Origin of the sequence: Flavobacterium cupriresistens (assembly GCF_020911925.1) — a bacterium.
Taxonomy (GTDB): Bacteria; Bacteroidota; Bacteroidia; order Flavobacteriales; family Flavobacteriaceae; genus Flavobacterium; species Flavobacterium cupriresistens.
The window spans coordinates 5,246,159-5,266,452 of record NZ_CP087134.1 but is presented as its reverse complement, the minus strand read 5'-3'; the positions used below and the strand labels follow the sequence as shown (position 1 = coordinate 5,266,452).

Genomic DNA, 20,294 nt, shown 5'->3' with positions numbered 1-20,294 from the left:
ATAGTCTTGTTGTGCGAGTTGCGTATATTTGAGAGTTGTGCGTCATGCAATCGCAGAGTCGAAGACAGAACAGATTTGAAACTGACAGTAAAAAAAATTTTGATAAATCAGGGAAGCTGAAAACTGAATAGAGTAAGCAAAATAAAACTTAAAAAAAATGAGAAAATTATTACTTATATGCCTTTTAGGTTTGTACTCCTTATCTTCATATGCACAAGACAAGGCAACATTGACAAAAGAGGAAACGGTTAACTATATCCAGAAAAAATTAAATGAAGGGATTGGTCATAAAATGGGAGATCGTGAATTGAAGAATATAAAGATTAGTATATCCGAATGCAAAATTACCATTACTAGAAAAACTAAAAATAGTAGTGAAGATTTAGGAAATTATACTACCACTTATTCCAGTTATAAGAGTAACCTAGGTGTATATACTTTTGACCCAAGGCTTATAAGTAGTGTTACAGAAACATCTCCTGCATCTGGTTCATTAAAATGGTTAACCATAAAACTCAAAAGCAAATCCGGAACATATAGCTACTGGAATGAATATTATGCTTCTAGGCAAAAAAAGACATGGGCGGGTTTCGGTTACGGCGATGGTGGTGGGAATTATACATATTCTACTTATTATGAAATAGATGATAATAAAGATGATAAAGTAGAGTCCACAGATTCTATAGAGTTATTATTTTTAGGAAGCGATACCACCAATTTCAATAAACTGAAAAAAGCTTTTGAACACCTGCGCGATTTATGTTCAGCCGAAGATGATCCATTTGGAGAATAATTAAAACATTACACATAAAATGATAAAACAGTCTTATATATATTGTCTGTTGATAGCGGTAATGTCTTCTGTAAATACATATGCTCAAACTGTAGGTATTAGAGATGTAACAAGTATTGAATCAAAAGTATTATCATACGAAAACAATAAAATAAAAATAGCTCAATATAAAGAAGAGCTGTTAGGTCTTGATGCCCTACGCAAGGACAAGGTCCAGAGGCTAAAAGACGAATTATCTGCTCTTTACAAAGAAAGAGATGATTTGATAGCCGATATGAAGGTGGGTGCTAAATGTAGTCAATGTGGCAAATACAAATCGGAATTTGAAAAAGAAGGTAAAAGCTTTGAACAACATTTAGGGGAAGTAAAAGGTTATGCAATACCTGCTACAACAGCAGAACTGGAAGCAACAAGAAAAATGTTCACTGAAAAGATTGCTCTGAAAAAAGTACAAATTCAAAATTTGGAAAAAGGTGATAATGCTGTTATTAAAAAACGAAATGAAATTAGTAATCTAGAAAATCAAAATGATAGATTATGTATAGAAATAACGGGACATAGCAAAAATTATGAAACAGCAGTGCTTGCAGAAGCTAAAACCAAACACGATAATTGGGTAAGTGATTTGATGAGTTATACTACTACTATTCTTATAGCTGACGACAAAATAACTATTTATAAAGCAAGAGTAATTCGATACGAACAGGAGTTTAAAAAAGAACGTGAGATAATAAAAGAGCGAGTAAAAAAAGAAAATTTAGAAACACAAAATGAGAAAAATGCTAAAATAGCAATTAATCAACAGCAAATTAAAGAAATTCAGATTGAGCAAACCAATTATTTATCTCCATTAGAATCTAATTTAAATAAGTTAAGAACACAAAAAAATGAAACTGAAAAAGAGTTAATGCGGCTGAATATTCCCGATAATGCTAAAGCAGAACTTACAGCCAGCTTAAATCAAATTGTTCTACAGATTTCCACTCTTGAAAAGAACATACTTGATTACAACACAAACGTTAAAAGCAAAATTACATCATTAGAAAATGAGTGTAAAAAGTTAAAGGATGAAGTATTTCAATTAAGTATTAATTTACCCAAACAACAAGAAGTAGAAATCGCAAAGATTAAACCAATTTATGACCAAAAGAAATTAGAAGCCAATCAGTCAGTGACAAAATCAACAAATGAACTGGTGAATGCAAGAAAATTATATTCAGAAAAGGCTGAGTTCTATAAAAGGCAAAACCAACTTTATGCTGACCAAGTAATCTCAGAAAGCAACAGAATGGTAATTGCTGGACAAAAAATTAGCTGTCCAATATGGAATGAAGTAAGATTCAAAGTTATAACTTATTGGAATCAAGTATTTCCTTGCGTCAACAAACTAACAACTATGGCAAAACCTTATAGTTATAATGTTTTCAACACATATTGTCCTGATAAATCTTCGGCTTCATATATGGCAGCATATAAAAGCTTTTTAATTAGCTTGGACGAAGTTGATAAAGAAGCTGTAAGAGGGAATAGTAATGTTTTTTGGTTTGAGTTAATAACCAAATAGGTGAAAATAAGAGAATATACAAAGCACGAACGCACAACAGCCGTTACAAGAGATTTGGGCATTTGGCTGAATTTAAAGATGGTTTTGTACTTGGAAAATTTGTTCATAATGGAAAAAACTCGCATCTTTAATCCCAAACCTCTTGTAGCGCCAGGACGTTGTATGCAAGCCTAACTCAACATTATGAAAGAAAACTTAGTCGAAATTGAAAAGCAAATTGACACACTTTTAGAAGAATTATCAATCTGGAAATTATCATTTCAGGATATATATTCAACTCTACTATTGATGACTGAAAAAATTGATTATAATGGAGACAAAGATACTGCTATGGATTATCTTAGTAGAATTTCTCTCATATATCCAACAATTAAAAAGTTAGCTCAAGATATTGAAATTGAATCCACAACAACCTCAATTTTAAAAACTGGAAACAAAAAATTTCTTGACGACATAAATTTTTTAATTGCATACGCTCACTTTTCGTTATTAATGCCTCAAATTCACAGAAACGTATTGAGTGTAAACCAAGTTTCAGAATTTTGTTTTGAATTAGATTTTGCAAATGAAAATATCAAAAATTCAGAACTTATTGATAAACTATACAGTACAATATCTCTTCAAATATCATTTTCCTCAAAAGAACTAGATAATATCAAATTACATACTGATAAAAAAGCAAAAGAAAGAGAATACAATTTCAACGGTTCTGATTTTCAACTAATAAATAAACTATTTGAACACCATAAAAAGTTCTTTATGAATATACAGGTTTTACCTGATGAAATAATAGAATCCAAATTAGGTTTTAATCATAGTGATTTCATTTTATTTTCTTCCGCTTTAAAAGCTTATTCTGACTATTTCATAATTTTAGCAAGAAGTTATAAAGAGCAAATAAACGAGGAACAATATTCACCAGAAGAAAATGACAAACTAATGTCAGAATACATGGAATGGTCGGTATGCTGTTTGAAATATCAAGCTTTAGGTTGGTTTTTAGGTACTTCTGGGTTAAATAAGGATAAATTTGATGTTATTTTATCATATTTTATTGACATTTATTCAAATGAAACTGGTATTCAATTAATAGAAAATTCTTCTTGTGGTGAAGGTTACTTGCCACCAATAACATTAATAGAAAAATCTATAATATTCTCTCCACATGCCTTAAGGTATTTAGTAAACTTTAATAACATTCTTTATTCGATAAATCAGAAAAACAAAAAATTATTTAATGATGAAATTTCACAACATCTTGAACCTACTTTAATCAATCAATTAGAATACTTATTTTCAGAATTTAATGATTTAGAAATAAGAAAAAATGTTACGTATACCAAAAGTGAAATAGATATGTTATTACTTTCTAAAAAAGAAAACATATGCATCACAATTCAAGTAAAAACAACAATTGCACCAGATAGCACACGAAGTGTTGCTAGAGTTCAAGATCGAACACTTGAAGCCTTTAAACAAATTAATATTTTTGAATCTTTAAGTCACCAGGAGAAAAAAGATATAGTAAACAAAGAATACGATATAGATATTGATGATATAAAATTTATAAATTTAATCGTAGTAAGATCTTGTGCAGGTTCTGATCAAGCTTGGGAAATTAATGACAAATATAAAATCCTCAACTATTCATTAATTTCAAAAGTTTTGTGTGATAAATTAAAAAACAAAGATTTTGAATTTTCAAACTTTGAAGATGAAATTTCGACCAAGCAAAAGGAATTAATTGCCACATCAAATTGGAGGATTGAATATGAAACATTAAAGATCGATAAATATGAAATTAAATTCCCTAATATTTTCTTCGATGACAATAAAATAATTCCACATAACTTACCGACATTTAAATGTTTTCCAAAACTTGAATCTGCAGTATTCAATTAAGGCCAGCATACAACAGCCGTTGTTCTATAGCGAATCTTTTGCAAGCCGGACGTTTTTCTTTCGCAAGAAATCTTATCTTAGCGAAGAATAAACAGTTACGAAACTCGCAACAGACGCAAAGTAGCGAAACGTTAACATCAAGTTCCACTCACAATCGTATAAACGAATAGTCAAGAATTAATATGTTGACATATAACGAACTCATAGAACTAAGAAACAAGCTAACGAGGGGCGAAATTGGATTAGAACTCGCAAAAGTACAATATTGGAATGATTCGAAAGAAGGACAACGATCTTGGAATACAAAAGATTGGAAAGAAAGAAGGTCTAAATTTATTAAGGAAAAATGTGAAATATGCAGTAGTAGAGAGATATTAACGATACAGCATTTTTCTCATCCAAGAAAATACTCCGACTATCTTAGAGAAATAACAAGAGAGTATACTAAAGATTACATAGACACTAATGCAGAAATTAATAAATCTGAATTTATTAATTATTTATTAAGAAAATATGATTATCTGCCCGTTCCATTATGTCCAAACTGTAAAGGCAAAAATCCAAGCGAAAGAGTGAGGAAAATCCCAAAATATCGCTGTGCAGATTGTAAGCACGAATTTGACAAAGCAATTTATAAATCGGTAGATGAACTCATTTCTATTTTTTTTGAAAATGACGAGGCATACGAGGTTCGAGATAAGTGTTTTGTTTCAAAAGATAAATGGAGAAATGAGCATAATCTATCAAGTGTTAAGTATTGGCAGCAAAGAGAACGTGTAAAAAATAAAGATTCTGAAACGATTGAGAAAGAGGCATTTTTACTTCATCTAAATGATTGTATTAAATATCTTTCATTTGAAGATTCAATAACTGCTTGTAAAAAATGTGCATATCATTTTGATATTAAAAAAATGGAATTATGTCCAAAATGTAAACAACATTATAAAGGGCTTCAATATCTGACCTGCATTGAATGTTTACCTGAAGAACAACGAAAAGCCGCATTAGAAAGTATTCAATTTGGAAAAGAATGGCATGATATACATAAAAGACTTGGAATAGACTAAAAAATGGGTTTAACCACAATACCTATTGCACAACTGATTCGTGCAATAGCTGGTTTGCTTAAGGCGATTGTCTATTTTCCTGCAGAAAATCTTATTTTAGCAGAAACCATTAGTTCACTTAGGCACCAGTTAGCAAAGTCTCAGAACTTTAGTTGGGATTAGAACAGATATTATGACGAGAGATAAACGTTTAAAAGAACTTATTCTAAATGTACAAGAAGAATATTCAGAGAAATATTTTATGTACGCTATTCCAGGATTTCTTTCAAGAAATTTTATAGCATATTGTGCAATGAAACAAGATTTAGATATTTTGCTTCAATATATTGAAGAATTGACATTTAAGGGACATTCTACTATCCTAAAGTCCTCCTTAACATATGGTATTATAACTTTATACGGCAAATGCTATACAGATGCGAGCCATTATAAGTCTGCAAAATTAGAAGCGAAAGATTTGTTCAAGGAGCAACCCAAGCATTTAAAAACTCATAATGAGTTAATGAAGATGAGACATCATTTTATTGCACACAGAGGTGATACAGAAAATGAAATAGCCATTTCGTTTATGCTTATGGATAAAAATCCAGAAGGTGAACAAAATCAAATCAGATTTAAACGCTACAAACAAGCTACATTTCCAGTACAAACTTTACTAGAAATAAAAGAATTAGTCTTGTTCATAATAGAATGTTTAATACCAAAAATTCAAAAATCCGGAGATAGACTCCATAAAGCACTTCTTGACATTTTTACACCTGAACAAATAAATTTAATGTTAATAAATAATGCAAAGTAACATCAATTAAGAAGCGTCGCAAAAGATCTGAGTATTTAGCTTTTCAAATACTATATTTGATTTTATTAAAATTAAATACAAAAAATGGAAGAAACCTTAATTAACATTGAATTATACAAACAAATTCACACAGATGAGCTTAAAGCAAAAAATGAAATTGATTCGCATGCAAATCTCACTACAAATTTAATTATTGTTTTAATTGGTGTAGCACTATTTTTATTTCAGAAGAATTACAATCATCATCAATCTACTAACGTATATATCCAAGCTGCAATTGGGGTGCTTTTTGCAGTCTTGGCAGGAATTGTAACTGCATCTATCATCTTCTTAATAAAGATGTATCTAAATGGTTTTTCCAAATATAAATATTTACCCATTTCTAGTGATTTACAAAAAATAGAAACACAGATAGCAATAGATTGTAAAAACAAATGCAATAAAGTAAAGAAGAAAACATTCAGAAATATTAAAATTGAATTTGATAAGCATTTAATTAAACATTACATAGACTGTTCTACAAATAATCGAAAAGTAAATGATGAAAGAATGAATGCTTTCTATTTATCAAAGTTATATCTAATAATTTCAATGTTTTTAATTGCATTTATAGGATTCCTAATGATCCAAAAATAAAGATCTTTAAAATATCGAATTTTAAAATTCATCATCATCTTCCAAATCATTAATAAAGTAGATTAAATCATTCCTATCATATTGCTTTGGAAAAAGGTAGCCATTTATTATTATTGCAGGTGTAAACGTTAATTTATTCTCTTGGTTCCATTGAAATTGTTCATGAAGTAATTCATCTATTTTTAAATCGCTACAAACTGACGTATCTGGAGAATCTAATTTATCTATGTTTTTTTCTTCAAACCAAATATGTAACGCTTTTACAAAAGCATCTTGACCTTTTTCTAAAAAAAGACGAATTAATTTTTGATGTACAATTAAACTTTTTTCATCTGAAAACTTAGGATTATAATTGAATTGAATAGTAATTGAAACTTTATCATTATATCTCTTTAAAATTTCATCAATAATTTCATGAGCATTTTTGCAATGACCACAAAAGGGACTCGAAACTACTGTTATTTTTAGTCTGGCTTCGGGATTTCCAAGTACTATGCTATTTGAAGTATTGTCTTTACTTTCTATAGTTCTTGAATCTAATAATGCCATTTTGAACAATGAATATTTTCTTTTAAATCGATTACCTTCAGTTACATTATCTTCCAATTCAAAGTTCTTTTTTATAATCTGTTTGATATAAACAGTCAATAAATAAGAAGCTATTAACGACAAGGCAAAATAATTTACGACTAGTAAATTCACAATTAAATGAAATGAATTAAACACCAAAAGGCTTATTAATTCTGCATAAATCAAGACTATTATTGTCATACAGATTGGACACCATTTTTTGACTACAAACCACTGCTGATAAATAGACAGAATAGTAATTGGAACTGCTGATAACAACAGCAGGGTGGTTATAGCATAAAAACTTTCTAATTGGTTGGAAATCGTAAAGAAAAGCAACGCTAATAATTGAGAACCAAAAAAAGCAATACTAAAGTCGCTAAAGCTAATCCATTCAAAGTATTTGGATTTTTTAGAATTAATGACTTCACCGCAATCAGCACTAGTAGTAATGGTGCAAACCGCTTCCGAAAATTTAGTTTTTATACCAAATTCATGAGAAATTGCCTCAATAGACAAATAAACTCCCATGGACGCAAAAAGAACAATCAAAAGTTGGAGTAATGAAAAACCTGTTATAAAAATTGATGAAAAATAAACAATCCCTAAAAGAATTGAACCAAAAATCAATACTTTTTTACTATTGTTTATTTTTAATTCGTTTTCTTCTTTTTCAGCTAATAAAACAATGTTTTGAAACCGTTCTGAAAATGCTCCTTTACTAATTTGCACAGACTTTGCATCTTGAGTATATCGAAAATCACTTTGGTTACGTTCTACAAATGCTAAAAAGGGATTTTTATTTTCATCACTAATCAAAGCTGTAAAATTATCAGGCAAATGTTCTAAATCTTCATTTTCTATTCTAGTTGCCAGATTGTTGATATTAAAAAAACTTAAAGTGTCGCTTACTGCTAGTAAAGAAGGATAATCAGAATGTGATTGAACTTGAAAAGTAAATTCTCTTTCATCTATAGTTATGTTTTCCTTTTTCAAATAATGAAAAAGAAAGGAGAAATTTTCGGACATTTATTTGTTATTGTTTTGTTGGTAAAGCTTTGGCTATTTGAGTATAAAATTTTTCTTTTTCTTTTGGGTAGCCTTCTAATGGCTTAAGTTTTTTAGTTTTGGAATCATATATAAAATACCTTGGAATATACGCGGTTAACGGATTGATGAACTTTTCCACATAGGCTTTATCTGCTAAAAAATGGTAACCAGTAAGATTATAGTCCTGTATGTATTTTTGCCATTTTGTTATATCTTCTTCTTTATCTTGTGAAACGTATAGTGTTTTTATATTCTTGGTTTCCAAAAAAGAATGCAAATCTTTATTGTATGGGAATTGCATAAGACAAGGCCCACACCAAGTAGCCCATAAATCAACAAACAAATCTTGGGTAGGGAATTTTTCAGCAAGGACATCAGCTAATGATTGATTGGGTTGCGCAAAAGGTGCTGTACCCACTGTTTCTAATGTTGTGCCATAGATGGCAAGATTTCCTAATGCTGTGTTTGGTTCTGATTTTGCAACATTGGTTGCACTAGTACTTAAATTATCTAAAGCGGCGTTCATGATGCTTTCAGAAAGTGGTATAATGTAAGGACTATTCGGAAATTTTTCAACAAAAGCTTTATAAACCATAATTAAATCTTTATATTTTATTGATTTCTCGTTGTCATAGTTTTTTATTAAGCTAAGAAAATATTGTCCTATTGCAGTTTCTTTATAATCATCTGATTCTAAATAATCAATAACTCCTAAGTTTTTTGTTTCAGATTTAAATATAGTGTCAAATTGGTTCCAAAATCTGGTAATTTTTTTATTTTCTTTTAAAGATTGTTTTTCTAAATAGGAAGCGCTTTTTTTCATTAGACCCAAAAAGAAAAGTGATCTCAAGTTTTCTTCTTTATAGGGGATATATTTTAAAACAATATAATCAACAATTTTATTGGCTCCTTCTTTTGTAATTAGCATCTTTTGCTCTTTTCTAAATTCTTCATCCCTTGCAATACCCAGTGCTAGACCATCTATAGACTGTTCCATTAATACTTTAGTATATTCTAAACAAGATTTTGAAATTTGTTTTTTTAAGAAAAGTTCATTGTAATGCTGTAAATATATTTTTTCTTTATTATTTATTTTCGATAGTATTTTATCTGCATCATTAGTATTTTTAAAAATATCATAGACTTCATCATTAAATGCTACGTGCCCTAATTTGACATCACTATACATTTTATTTACGATTGCATTCTTTCCTTTAAAAATAATTTCTCCATTTTGTCTTTCTAAGATTATAGTGTCTCCTGGTTCTGCAAAAAAACGAGTACTAATAATTCCATTGAAAGGTTTTTCATAAACATAAATAATCCCTGGTACTGCAATATCTAAAGTTTTTATGAATTTATCGTTTATAATTACTGCATTATCTTTACTATTAATATAAGATGATTCTGTGGTATATTTTCCTATAGGCTTAGAAAAACTTAGATATTCGCCTCCATATTGTTGTGGCATATTGCCAATAATAGTAACCTGTTTAGATTGCGAACAACATAAATGAGCTGATAAAAATAGAACTAATAATAAAATATTTTTCATGCTTTATTTTTTACTTAAATATAATTAATAACTATCAAATTCTATTTGAGAACCTTTATTGTTTTTTTAAACGGATTAAAAATTGGAGCTGATACTTTCAGCTCCAATTAATAAACTCTTAGTCAACTTTGTCTTTACAGCTATCATTACAGAAAGCAACGCAGCCACAACGTGTAAGTACAGCTGGCTTTGTACCGCAGGTACAATAACCACCACTTTCAAAATCAATTCCTCCCGAAATAGCTCTCATTTCTTCTCTGTTTAAACCTTTTCCTAGGTTTAATGCATTTAATTTTTTCATCTTTTTGTTTTTTTTGATGATTAGTAAATTAACAACCCTTGTTAATTATTTATTTAAAAACGAGTCTAGATATTCTTTTAATGGCTCTAACCCTTTTTCTTTTCTTAATTCTTCCACCTTTTCAGGATATTTTAATGGGAGTGGTAAAGGCTTTCCACTGCTCCAATCAATTTGTGTGGCATACAATTGTTTATCTCCTTTATTTTTTGCTACCCTATCATATAAATAAGCATAATTTCTAGGGCTTATATTCTTATTCTTATATTCCTTTTTCATGGCTTTTAAAACTTTCTCCTGAAAAACGACATCATGGTCTGAATGCTGAACAATTAGCCAGAAATTCATTGCGGCTTCCTTGCCATTTTCTTTTAAACCTGGAAAAGAATATTTTTTAAAATATTTCTTAGCAACCTCACAATTTTTTCTGATCACTTTTTCTCCTTCAACATTCATAGAATCCATATATTTTTTATCATTATATCTTTTCTCGTCAAAAGTTAATAGCTCTTGATCCTTATCGAACATTCTTTTTAATTCAATTTTCATGTCTTCAGTATATGGGCGTGAAGTCTTGCATGAAGTGAACAATAAAAATGTAAAAACAAAATAAATTATCGTAAAAATGTTTTTCATATTCGATGATTTTTTAGATATCACACCTCTTTATTGGCTCTAATTTCTTAGTTTTTTTACATGTATATTTCTTACTAAAATAGAATGCAATATTCTAGATAATTCCTTAATAGTCGGTATGGTTTTTCCTCATAAATTGTTAATTTTTAATTAAGTATTTATTTACATTTCTATGAGCTTGTGTAAAGTATATTTAGTTCTAATCAATGGACAAAATTCTAATAGATCCGAGAGACTATTTGTTTCTTTCAAACTCAAAAACAGTTTTTCCATCCGTAGTAAGCACGATATAAGCATTGAATTTCTTTCCAGACTTACTCTCCATTCCTTTGATAAGAGAGGTTTTTCCTTTATTGATTAAATTAGCTACATCATCTATACTCAACTGAACTCCACAAACATTGCGGAATTGAACCCATTTGCAAGTTTCATCAGGGCATTTGACAAGGATATCTTTGATGAGCAATTGATGACTTCTACATTTAGGACAAATAAGAGCGGGTAAATTTTCAATTGCTATGGAAGTATTAAGAAGTTCTTGAGTTATTGAAACTACATAATCCTCAATTTTTTTTTGGAACGTTCCGGCTTGCTCTTGATTATTTTCTATTTTTTGCAAAGCCACTTCCCATTGACCAGTCATAGCAACATTGGCAATCATTTTATCCTTGACCAGCTCATAAACCTGTAATCCCTTTTCTGTTGGTATAAGGGATTTATTCTTTCTTTGAATATAATCTCTGGCAAAAAGGATCTCTATAATTGATGCTCTAGTTGCTGGTGTACCTATGCCAATACTTATTATAGCCTTTTTTTCTTCTTCGCTTTCAATTTTCTTTCCAGCTGATTCCATAGCTGATAGAAGTCCTGCTTCTGTATATAAAACTGGCGGATTAGTTTTCTTTTCTAAAACAGTTACATCTTTAATTTTCAGTTCATCTCCAATTTTTAGTTCGGGCAGATCCTGAAGATATTCACTGTCCTCATTTAAAAAACTACCTTTAATGTTTCGCCATCCAGTTTGCAAAACTTTAAAACCTTTAACGGAGAAATCATAATGTAAAACCTGTATTGTTATATCTGTTATTTCTTTCACGCTAGCTTCGGAAACCGATTCTAATAAACGTAATGCAATCATATTGTAGATAGCATTTTCTTTTGCGGATAATGCTGACGGTATTTTATCGGTGATAAGTAATCCATAATGATCCGTTACTTTTAGGTCATTGACAATACGTTTGTTCAACCGTCCTAATTTTATTGTAGATATAATTTCTTTATAAGAAGCATTCGTTTTCAATATTCTTATTAAGTTCGGAATTTCAGTCCAAATATCTTCTGGAATATATTTGCTTCCAGTTCTTGGATACGTTATGAACTTTTTTTCATAAAGACTTTGAGCAATAGAAAGGGTTTCATCTGCCGAAAGGTTTAGTTTTTTATTTGCTTCTTTTTGCAAACCTGTCAGATCAAAGAGTAGAGGTGGTTGCTCGGTTATAGTTTTGCTTTCTATGGAAGAAACAATAGTTGTTTTACTTCGCTCAATGGATTTTAAAACCGCTTCAGCTTGTTTCTTATCATTCCATTTATTTTTAGAAAGACTTTTAAAATTAATAAAATCTTTTTGATGAGCCAATTGTAGTTGCCAGTACCTCTGAATTGCAAAATTTTTGTTTTCCAGATACCGTTGACAGATTAATGCTAATGTTGGTGTTTGTACTCTTCCCAAAGTATAAATACTGCTTCCCGCTGCAATAGTAAGCGCCTGCGATGCATTAATGCCTACCAACCAGTCAGCACGGCTTCTTGCTTGTGCAGCTTGATAGAGGCTATCAAAATCGCTACCTGATTTTAGATTTTCAAATCCTTGTTTTATAGCCTTTTCAGTCAAGGAACTAATCCATAAACGCAGAAAAGGCTTTTTACAGTTTAAGTATTCATAAATATAACGAAAGATCAATTCTCCTTCACGACCGGCGTCTGTGGCTACAATAATACTGTCACATTTCTTTACGACTTGTTCGATGATTTTTAATTGCTTTGAGGCACCTATATCGATAACATAACCTTTTTCTTTTTTTACTTTGCGTATTTTTAATAAAAAGGGATCAGGTAGAATGGGTAGGGATTCTTTTTGAAATCCTGAAATTCCATAATCGTCTGGCATAGCTAATCCGACCAAATGCCCTAAAGCCCATGTAACATAATAGCCATTTCCAATTAAGAAGCCATCCTCTTTTTGTGTTGCACCTAATATCGATGCAATTTCACGAGCCACACTGGGTTTCTCTGCTATTACTACTTTCATATCTCACCATCTTTTAGTGTTACATTTTTCTACCCTTACTTTTAACTGGCCCTTCTGATTGTTCTTGTTCTTCCTGTTGTTTTTTACTGTCTGGCTCTTTTTGTGTTGATTTTAATGGCTCTTTACTATACTTGGTTGCCTCATTAGTTTTCCCTTCGGAATTAACAGCTGTCTGAGTTTTATGTTCTTCAGCTGGTTGGATTTTTGCACTATTTGGATTACTGAATGAAAAATCAACTTTACCATTATTGACATTAAATGTCACATAACCTTTGTACTCTTTTCCTTGTTTGTCTACCAATCCATCCACATAAATGACTTTACCTTCTTTAAATTGCTGATATTGGTTTTCGTCAAGTTCTTTACCTCGAAATATGCGCGGAGCTTCATGGTTTTGCTGCTGATTATTATTTTGTGTTTGACTAACAGTATTGGTTCTGTCGAAATGAAATTCAATATATCGCTTGTCGGCATTGAATTGAACTGTAGCATCAAATGATTCTCCTTTTTTGGAAATCATACCTTCGATGAAAAGGGGTTTACCATCCATCAATGTTTGTTTCTGGTCTTCATTGAGTTTAACTCCCTTGATTTCATCCGGTATTTTTATTTTATCAACACGTAGTGCTACAAGTTCGTTAGTAAGTCTGTCTACACTAATAATTGAAGGCGTTTGCTCACCTGTTTTGAAAACTGTAAGATCAACCACACGTCCCATATTACCAGTTTTAAGTAGACTCTCTTTATCTTCTTTGCTGAATTCATGTCCAAAAAACGGAAAATTCAATTGTGGTTCTTTTCGTATGCCGTGAATTGCCATAACTACTTTTCCATCCTCAGAAGTTTGAAGTGATAAACGGGCATCCATGCGAGTAATGGCTGTTCCTAAATTTAGACTGATAGGTACTAGCTCATTGGTCTTATAACCTTTGAGCAATGGTTCAAGCAAATTCATTTTTTCGAGTTTTTCTTTACTCAAACCTAAATTTGACATTGTATCCCAATCGATTTGTTCTGGTTTGAAACGATATTCACTTGTTTCTGTTGTTGTTTGTGTTGTTTCCATAGTATCTATATTTTCTTTTTTATCTTCTTTTGGTAGTTCTACTTTAACTTCATGCTCTTTCATAAGCTTTTCGCCTTCCACATTAGGGTTATCCAGTTGTTTTTGCATGTCTTTAGCTATGTCAATAGTCAATAGTTGTGGTACTTTAAAAAAACTGAAGCGAGTCGGATTTTGTAACTGGCTTATGAAATTGGAAAAAAAGTTAGTAAACACATCTCCCTGTTTGTCAACTCGCATAAATTGATTTTGATTTTTTTTGTTAACAGGAACAGTTTCTAACTCACCATTTTTATCAATTCCTTTTACAGCCTCAATCTTCATCTTTTCTTTATTTAATACTAACAATATATCTGTCAATTGTTCTGGGGCTTCCTGTTTGATTTTTTCTTGTTCACTCATCATTTTATTTATTTAAAACAGTATCGAAATTAAGTCAGGACTATATATCTAAGTGTCTTGAGTCCTAATGAGGCATTATTTGTCTTTGATTGTCTTCACTTTTTTTACTGACGTGGAAAAACTCTCACGGATAAACTGGTTCACGTCGGATAATTTGTAATACAACTTACCACTGATAGTATAATATGGGAGTTTACCAGAAGAGCGGTAACGTTGTAATGAGCGAGCGCTGACCTTTAACATCATAAAAAGATCCTGATTGTCTAACAATTCTTCCCCATCTATAGAGCCCTTTTTTTTCTGAGCATTCTCAAAGCGTTCTCCTAATAGATCAAAGCGATTCATTATACGCTCCATCCATGCTATAAATTCCATTCTGTCAATATTCATATAGATATGTTTTATCAATTACTACCTTTCGATTAATGATCTATGCAAAATTGGATGTTCCTAATAGTATTTTCTGCCAAGGTGTACCAATTGAAAAACATGTTTTTTAAATTTTCACAAACAACAAATCCCTTGTTTAGTACTCTTTTAGTTTTTTATTGAGATAGAAACTAGATTGCTGCATGTTATACCAATGGGTAGGTATGGGTATAAAAAAAGCAGCCCTTTATAGTGCTGCTTATAAACAATATGACTATTCAATTGCTATAAATCTTTATCCATGTAATGTTTAAGGGAAGATTTGAGCTGGTCTAAAAATAAGGTACGATTACCAGGTCGGTCTTTCATGCGGTGAAAGGCATGGTGAATATCACCTAATTGAATGCGAAACAATATCTGAAAAACCAAACTGATTTTACGAATTCCAACCTTTCCATTAGAAATTGCACCAGATGCATATAGGGCATAAATCAATTCGATTAGTGCGTTTTTAGATTCTGTCCAAAAAACGTCTTTGGTAGATTCGGAATTTTGCAAAATCACATCAGGTTTGTCGACAGGATTGATTTTAATAATTAAATAATTATAAAGCAATTCATCAGCAATGATTCTGGAAACTTTATAATCGTAATAAGTAGAAAATTGAGTATCGACTTCAAAGATGAAACTGTTCAAGCCAGTATTAAGATTTATTTTTCCTAATTTAAAAAAATCGTGATCTCTGTCCGTCCTCCCTGAGCGGTAATACCGGTAAAAATCAGAATTACAAATATGTTCTTTGTATTCATTCTTTAGCTGCTGTAGTTCACTTGAAAAATATTTATAATACATCTTTCCACTGTTTACGGGGCAAGAAGTTTCTATTCTATAAATTTTGTTGTAATAAATCAACTTTCCAAGTATTTGAGGTTTGATGATTCTGAAGAATTCAATTTCCTCATTTTCATCTGTAAAATTATTATCCAATACATTTTTTTTCATGCCTGACAATAAATCTTGAAGAAAAACAATCATGCGATAGGACTCATCAATTACATGCACGGATTCCAAACTTATTTCCTGCTCTTTTTTCAGTATACTGTAGAGAGCATCTTTGTAAGTGGACTGCATTATCATATTAATCAATAAAGCGAATAATTAATTCATTTATTTCTTCCATTTTTAAAAATATTTTTGATCATTATTTATACAATCTTCATTCAAATTTTAAACGGTACTCAGATGGCGACATTGAGGTAGATTTTTTAAAAAAATTACTAAAAGAAGAGGAATTACTAAAACGTAATTCCTCTATAATCTGTAAAATTGTCAAGTCGTCATTTTGAAGCAAAATTTTAGCTTCCAAAATAATTGCTTCTTTAATAAACTCTTTAATTGTTTTATCGGTCACTTGTTTGACTACTTTGCTAAGATGGCCTTTAGAAATAAATAATGCATCTGCATAGTATTTTACGGTATGTTGTTTTGTACACTGCCCGTCCAAAATCTCGAAAAATCGAAAGACTAATTTTTCTTTTCTAGTATACTTTGCTTTTACATCATACGAGTTCTCGTTGTATATACCGGCCACGGCATATAGCAAAAGATTGAAACTCAAAAGTTGAACTTCATTGTAAAATCTATGTTCTCTTATTTTGTACTTTCTATTTTCTATTATAGCAAACAAATCATTAAGTAAAAGGGTCTCATAATTTTTTAGAACAACCTTCGATGGGAATTTCGTAATAAAAATTTCAAAAAATCCAATATTAGGCTTTCTTATAGTGTTCTTAAAAATAAAATCCGAAGTAAAAAAAAGTAAAGAAACTTCTAATTCATCACTAAGCTGTAGGATCTCGTGAGAAGTTCTTACCGGAATTACAATAAGCTCGTTTACACCTAAGCAATGCTCAATATAATTAACTCGCATCTTTAAATATCCTGAATTGACAAAAACTATTGAAAAACAGTTATTTTTAAAAAGCTGCTCCATTGCAGATTTGGATTCAAATTTTTCAAACACAAAAACTTCCAATTCTAAATGCGGATGTATTAAATTTTTTCTAACCAAAACATCAGTTTTTAAATAATATTTATGTTAACTAAAGAGAAATTTTGTGTTTTTTTGATTCATGAAGCATCACGCATCAATATACTGAGCAATGAAATACTAACGAATAACAAATTTGTAAGAATACTTGCCAAAAGCATAAATGCTAATGGACGTGTAGTATTATTTTTAACTTTATCTATAGACAGATAACTAATCATTTCGTCATAACTGAACAGGTCAATAATGAAATAAAGAGCTGTAAGATTGATGACAATCAGAAGCAAGCAAAAAATAACTGTAATCTTTTTTTCAATTATTGGAGTTAAGTACATGGCTAGTTTACTAAAAGTTATTTTCTATAGTTCCTGCCAATAAAGACATTCTAACAATTTTAAAAGTAAGATCATCAGTAGGAATAAAATCATCTTCCTTATTGCCGACAGACATTTCCCAATCCTTATCCTTACGCTTTCTTTCATAAAAAAGCGAAGTCTTTGCAATTAAAGATGTTGTAAGTATCATATCTTTATCGACTAAACTATAAGAAGTATTTCCTTGAACTGTAGACTCATATTGTTCTATTGAAATGATCATGCTATTATAGTTACCATTACTAAATTGCATTACATTTTCAATAAAATTCTGAAGTGAAGTTTTTGCAGGCAACGACATGGATAAATTTTCAATACTTAATTCAAATGTACCTTTTGATTCACTTATCACTTCTCTGATCTCATCGATAGAAGAGTTGGTGATATTTAAATCACCGCTGACTAATGTTAGTTGCGTAATACCTGTGGATTGTATTGCCTGATTAACAGTAACAATGGATGTAGCATCAAAATTGCTTTCATCATAAAATACTGATAGTAAGTCGTCTACCTCATTCACAGTTAAAACTTTATCTTCTACGCGTCTAAGATCAAGCGAGTTAAATTTTGACATTTTTGAAAATGAATCAATTTCTTTATATTCTTCAGGGTTTGCGCAAGAAATTAATAAAAGAGGAAAAATAAACATACTACATAATGATAATTTTTTCATGATTAGATTTGTTAAAATGTGACTGGCCATTTTTTCGCCAATTCATTTTACCCGGGTCAGCAGAATTTTTATTTAGCACTTTGCTAAACTTTTTTGCTTTTGAATTCGAGACAAAACTAGAAGTCAAAATCAACTCTCACAACACAACTATTGTGGGTTTTCCGAAAAAACGGTATGGATTTTCCGAAAATCCATACCATGTTTTTCTTAAACAACAAGCTAAATATCAATTGTTTATGGTATATTTGATTAGATTTTCCGCACTTTTTTACAAAGCTTACCCCACTTATATGTAAAAAATATTTTGAATAATAAATAGTGTTCCATTTTATCTTAGCCTATGATTAAAAAACATTTCTTCGTGTTATTCCTATGTTTGGGAAATCAGATTTCTGCACAAAATGGTGTCGTTAAAATTCCAGACACACTGCAACTAAAAGATTATGATTATCTTTTTGATCGTATTGAACAGTTAGAAAGTGATAGTATAAAACAATCCTTGTATTTAAAATCATTTTTGTTCAAAGCGAAGAAGGAAAAAAATTTTGAAGAAATAATTAATGGATACAAAAATTATGTCCATTACTCGTCTGATAAATTAAAACTTGTTTATGCTGACAGTATGATATACAATGGTAAACTATCTAAAGAAAATAGTCTTATAGGGTCAGCTTATTTAACAAAGGGAATTGTTTATTACAGCTTGAAAAGACTTCAACAAGCTTTAGATAATTATCTTGTCGCAAATGAATATGTCTCTAAAACAAATGATAAGTATTTAAATTATAAGATAAAATATAATATTGGTCTTATAAAATATTATTTGGGTTTTTATAATGAAGCCGTATCCTTATTTCGGGAATGTATTATTTACTTTAAGAATGAAGATGCCCGAGGGTATCTTAACTCAATTCATTCACTCGGATTATGCTATAACAAAATTCAAAATTATGGTTTGTCATCCGACACCAATCGAAAAGGATTGGCTGAAGGTAGAAGACTTGGTAACAAAGAGATGGAATCTTATTTTATTCACTCAGAAGGAATTAATCAATATACCAAAAAGAACTACAGAGATGCTATAAAAAAAATAAACTCTTCCTTACCAATTATAAAGAGAAATAAAGATTTTGCTAATGAAGCCATTGGTTATTTTTATATTGGTAAATCGTATTGGCAATTGAATGAAAATGAAATTGCATTACCCTATTTTGAAAAAGTAGTTCAAATTATTGATAGCAAAAATTACGTACGCCCAGATCTTCGCGAGAATTATGAGTTGATGATTAGTTACTACAAGTCGAAAGACAATTTAAAAAGCCAACTCTATTATATAAGAAAGTTATTAATACTTGACAACATTTTAGATAGCCGATATCAATATCTAACAGAAAGGATTCATAAAGAATACGACACCAAAAAATTATTGCAAGAGAAAAAACATATAGAGAACCTTCTCAATAACAGAAAATATAATGATCTAATTCTTGGTTTAGTCATTGCGTGCTTATTTACATCCTTAATTTTTTTATTCTACAGATATAGAAGGAATAAGCGAATTTACCGGCAAAAATATGAGGAATTAATGGAAAAAAAGAAAGCTCCTAAAGTAGATGTTAATACTGTCAAAAGTGGTGTTGCAGATATCAATCGGGAAACTGTAATAGAGCTCTTGAAACAATTGGAGAAATTTGAAAAAGATAAAAAATTCCTTGAAAAGGATTTGACTTCTAATAAATTGGCTACTACATTTGGTTCAAATGTAAAGTATCTTTCAAAAATAATATACCATTATAGAGGTAAAAAACTGGTCAATTATATAAACGATTTGAAAGTTGATTATTTGATTTCTTTGCTCCAAGAAGATAAGAAGCTTCGAAATTATACCAATAAAGCCTTGGCTGAAGAAGTAGGGTTTAGTAGTACTCAAAGGTTTGCTAATGCCTTTTTTGCAAGAACTGGCATGCCAACCTCCTTTTTTATTGAAGAACTTAAAAAGGAAATAACAACTGGTTTGGATGAAAAGAACGAGACTAATTTTGATTTGAAAACCATGTGTCGGGACAATGATTACGTTGATTATAAAAAACAGATGTAGAAAAATTGCTTCCAAGTTTTATAAACTAGACTTAGAGGGTCAAAAAGTTCCATTAAAAGCCATTATGAACTCTTACTTAATTTGTTT

The 20,294-nt window shown here is 30.3% G+C and carries 17 protein-coding genes; 7 read left to right on the top strand and 10 right to left on the bottom strand.

Features of this window, described 5'->3' with window-relative positions; translation table 11 throughout:
* The first annotated feature begins 157 nt into the window (after window positions 1-157).
* From LNP23_RS20920 to LNP23_RS20895, 6 genes are all read left to right on the top strand, one after another.
* On the top strand, window positions 158-793 hold the full coding sequence (locus tag LNP23_RS20920; RefSeq protein WP_230002727.1) for a hypothetical protein: 636 nt from the start codon (window positions 158-160) through the stop codon (window positions 791-793).
* A 19-nt stretch (window positions 794-812) separates the two neighbouring features.
* Window positions 813-2,357, top strand: coding sequence for a coiled-coil domain-containing protein (locus tag LNP23_RS20915; RefSeq protein WP_230002726.1), 1,545 nt, complete (start codon window positions 813-815; stop codon window positions 2,355-2,357).
* 183 nt (window positions 2,358-2,540) lie between these two features.
* Window positions 2,541-4,259, top strand: coding sequence for a hypothetical protein (locus LNP23_RS20910; protein ID WP_230002725.1), 1,719 nt, complete (start codon window positions 2,541-2,543; stop codon window positions 4,257-4,259).
* Window positions 4,260-4,441: 182 nt separating this feature from the next.
* On the top strand, window positions 4,442-5,326 hold the full coding sequence (locus LNP23_RS20905) for a hypothetical protein (RefSeq protein ID WP_230002724.1): 885 nt from the start codon (window positions 4,442-4,444) through the stop codon (window positions 5,324-5,326).
* Window positions 5,327-5,498: 172 nt separating this feature from the next.
* Entirely contained in the window at window positions 5,499-6,125 is a 627-nt protein-coding gene (locus LNP23_RS20900; RefSeq protein WP_230002723.1) for a hypothetical protein, read from the top strand.
* An 84-nt stretch (window positions 6,126-6,209) separates the two neighbouring features.
* On the top strand, window positions 6,210-6,761 hold the full coding sequence (locus tag LNP23_RS20895; protein WP_230002722.1) for a hypothetical protein: 552 nt from the start codon (window positions 6,210-6,212) through the stop codon (window positions 6,759-6,761).
* Window positions 6,762-6,782: 21 nt separating this feature from the next.
* Here the strand turns inward: LNP23_RS20895 and LNP23_RS20890 are convergent, their stop codons facing one another.
* The 10 genes from LNP23_RS20890 to LNP23_RS20845 form a co-directional block, all read right to left on the bottom strand.
* Window positions 6,783-8,360, bottom strand: a complete 1,578-nt coding sequence (locus LNP23_RS20890) for a vitamin K epoxide reductase family protein (protein WP_230002721.1) — start codon at window positions 8,358-8,360, stop codon at window positions 6,783-6,785.
* A 7-nt stretch (window positions 8,361-8,367) separates the two neighbouring features.
* A complete protein-coding gene (locus tag LNP23_RS20885; RefSeq protein WP_230002720.1) occupies window positions 8,368-9,936 on the bottom strand; it encodes a TlpA family protein disulfide reductase in 1,569 nt (522 codons plus the stop codon).
* 118 nt (window positions 9,937-10,054) lie between these two features.
* Window positions 10,055-10,237, bottom strand: a complete 183-nt coding sequence (locus LNP23_RS20880) for a hypothetical protein (RefSeq protein WP_230002719.1) — start codon at window positions 10,235-10,237, stop codon at window positions 10,055-10,057.
* 45 nt (window positions 10,238-10,282) lie between these two features.
* Window positions 10,283-10,783 carry a DUF6624 domain-containing protein gene (locus tag LNP23_RS20875; protein ID WP_230002718.1) on the bottom strand — a complete coding sequence of 167 codons (501 nt, stop codon included), beginning with the start codon at window positions 10,781-10,783 and terminating at the stop codon, window positions 10,283-10,285.
* 322 nt (window positions 10,784-11,105) lie between these two features.
* Complete coding sequence (locus LNP23_RS20870) at window positions 11,106-13,178, bottom strand: type IA DNA topoisomerase (protein WP_230002717.1); 2,073 nt, start codon at window positions 13,176-13,178, stop codon at window positions 11,106-11,108.
* Between the two features lie 19 nt (window positions 13,179-13,197).
* Complete coding sequence (locus LNP23_RS20865) at window positions 13,198-14,643, bottom strand: DUF3945 domain-containing protein (protein WP_230005169.1); 1,446 nt, start codon at window positions 14,641-14,643, stop codon at window positions 13,198-13,200.
* A 75-nt stretch (window positions 14,644-14,718) separates the two neighbouring features.
* The gene (locus LNP23_RS20860) at window positions 14,719-15,033 is read right to left on the bottom strand and encodes a helix-turn-helix domain-containing protein (RefSeq protein WP_230002716.1); all 315 of its coding nucleotides are present in this window, start codon (window positions 15,031-15,033) and stop codon (window positions 14,719-14,721) included.
* 264 nt (window positions 15,034-15,297) lie between these two features.
* Window positions 15,298-16,143, bottom strand: a complete 846-nt coding sequence (locus tag LNP23_RS20855) for an RteC domain-containing protein (protein ID WP_230002715.1) — start codon at window positions 16,141-16,143, stop codon at window positions 15,298-15,300.
* An 85-nt stretch (window positions 16,144-16,228) separates the two neighbouring features.
* Window positions 16,229-17,083, bottom strand: coding sequence for a helix-turn-helix domain-containing protein (locus LNP23_RS20850; protein ID WP_230002714.1), 855 nt, complete (start codon window positions 17,081-17,083; stop codon window positions 16,229-16,231).
* 324 nt (window positions 17,084-17,407) lie between these two features.
* The gene (locus tag LNP23_RS20845) at window positions 17,408-18,109 is read right to left on the bottom strand and encodes a hypothetical protein (RefSeq protein ID WP_230002713.1); all 702 of its coding nucleotides are present in this window, start codon (window positions 18,107-18,109) and stop codon (window positions 17,408-17,410) included.
* Between the two features lie 361 nt (window positions 18,110-18,470).
* Here LNP23_RS20845 and LNP23_RS20840 point away from each other — a divergent pair, with 361 nt between their 5' ends.
* On the top strand, window positions 18,471-20,207 hold the full coding sequence (locus LNP23_RS20840; protein ID WP_230002712.1) for a helix-turn-helix domain-containing protein: 1,737 nt from the start codon (window positions 18,471-18,473) through the stop codon (window positions 20,205-20,207).
* The last annotated feature ends 87 nt before the right edge of the window (window positions 20,208-20,294 follow it).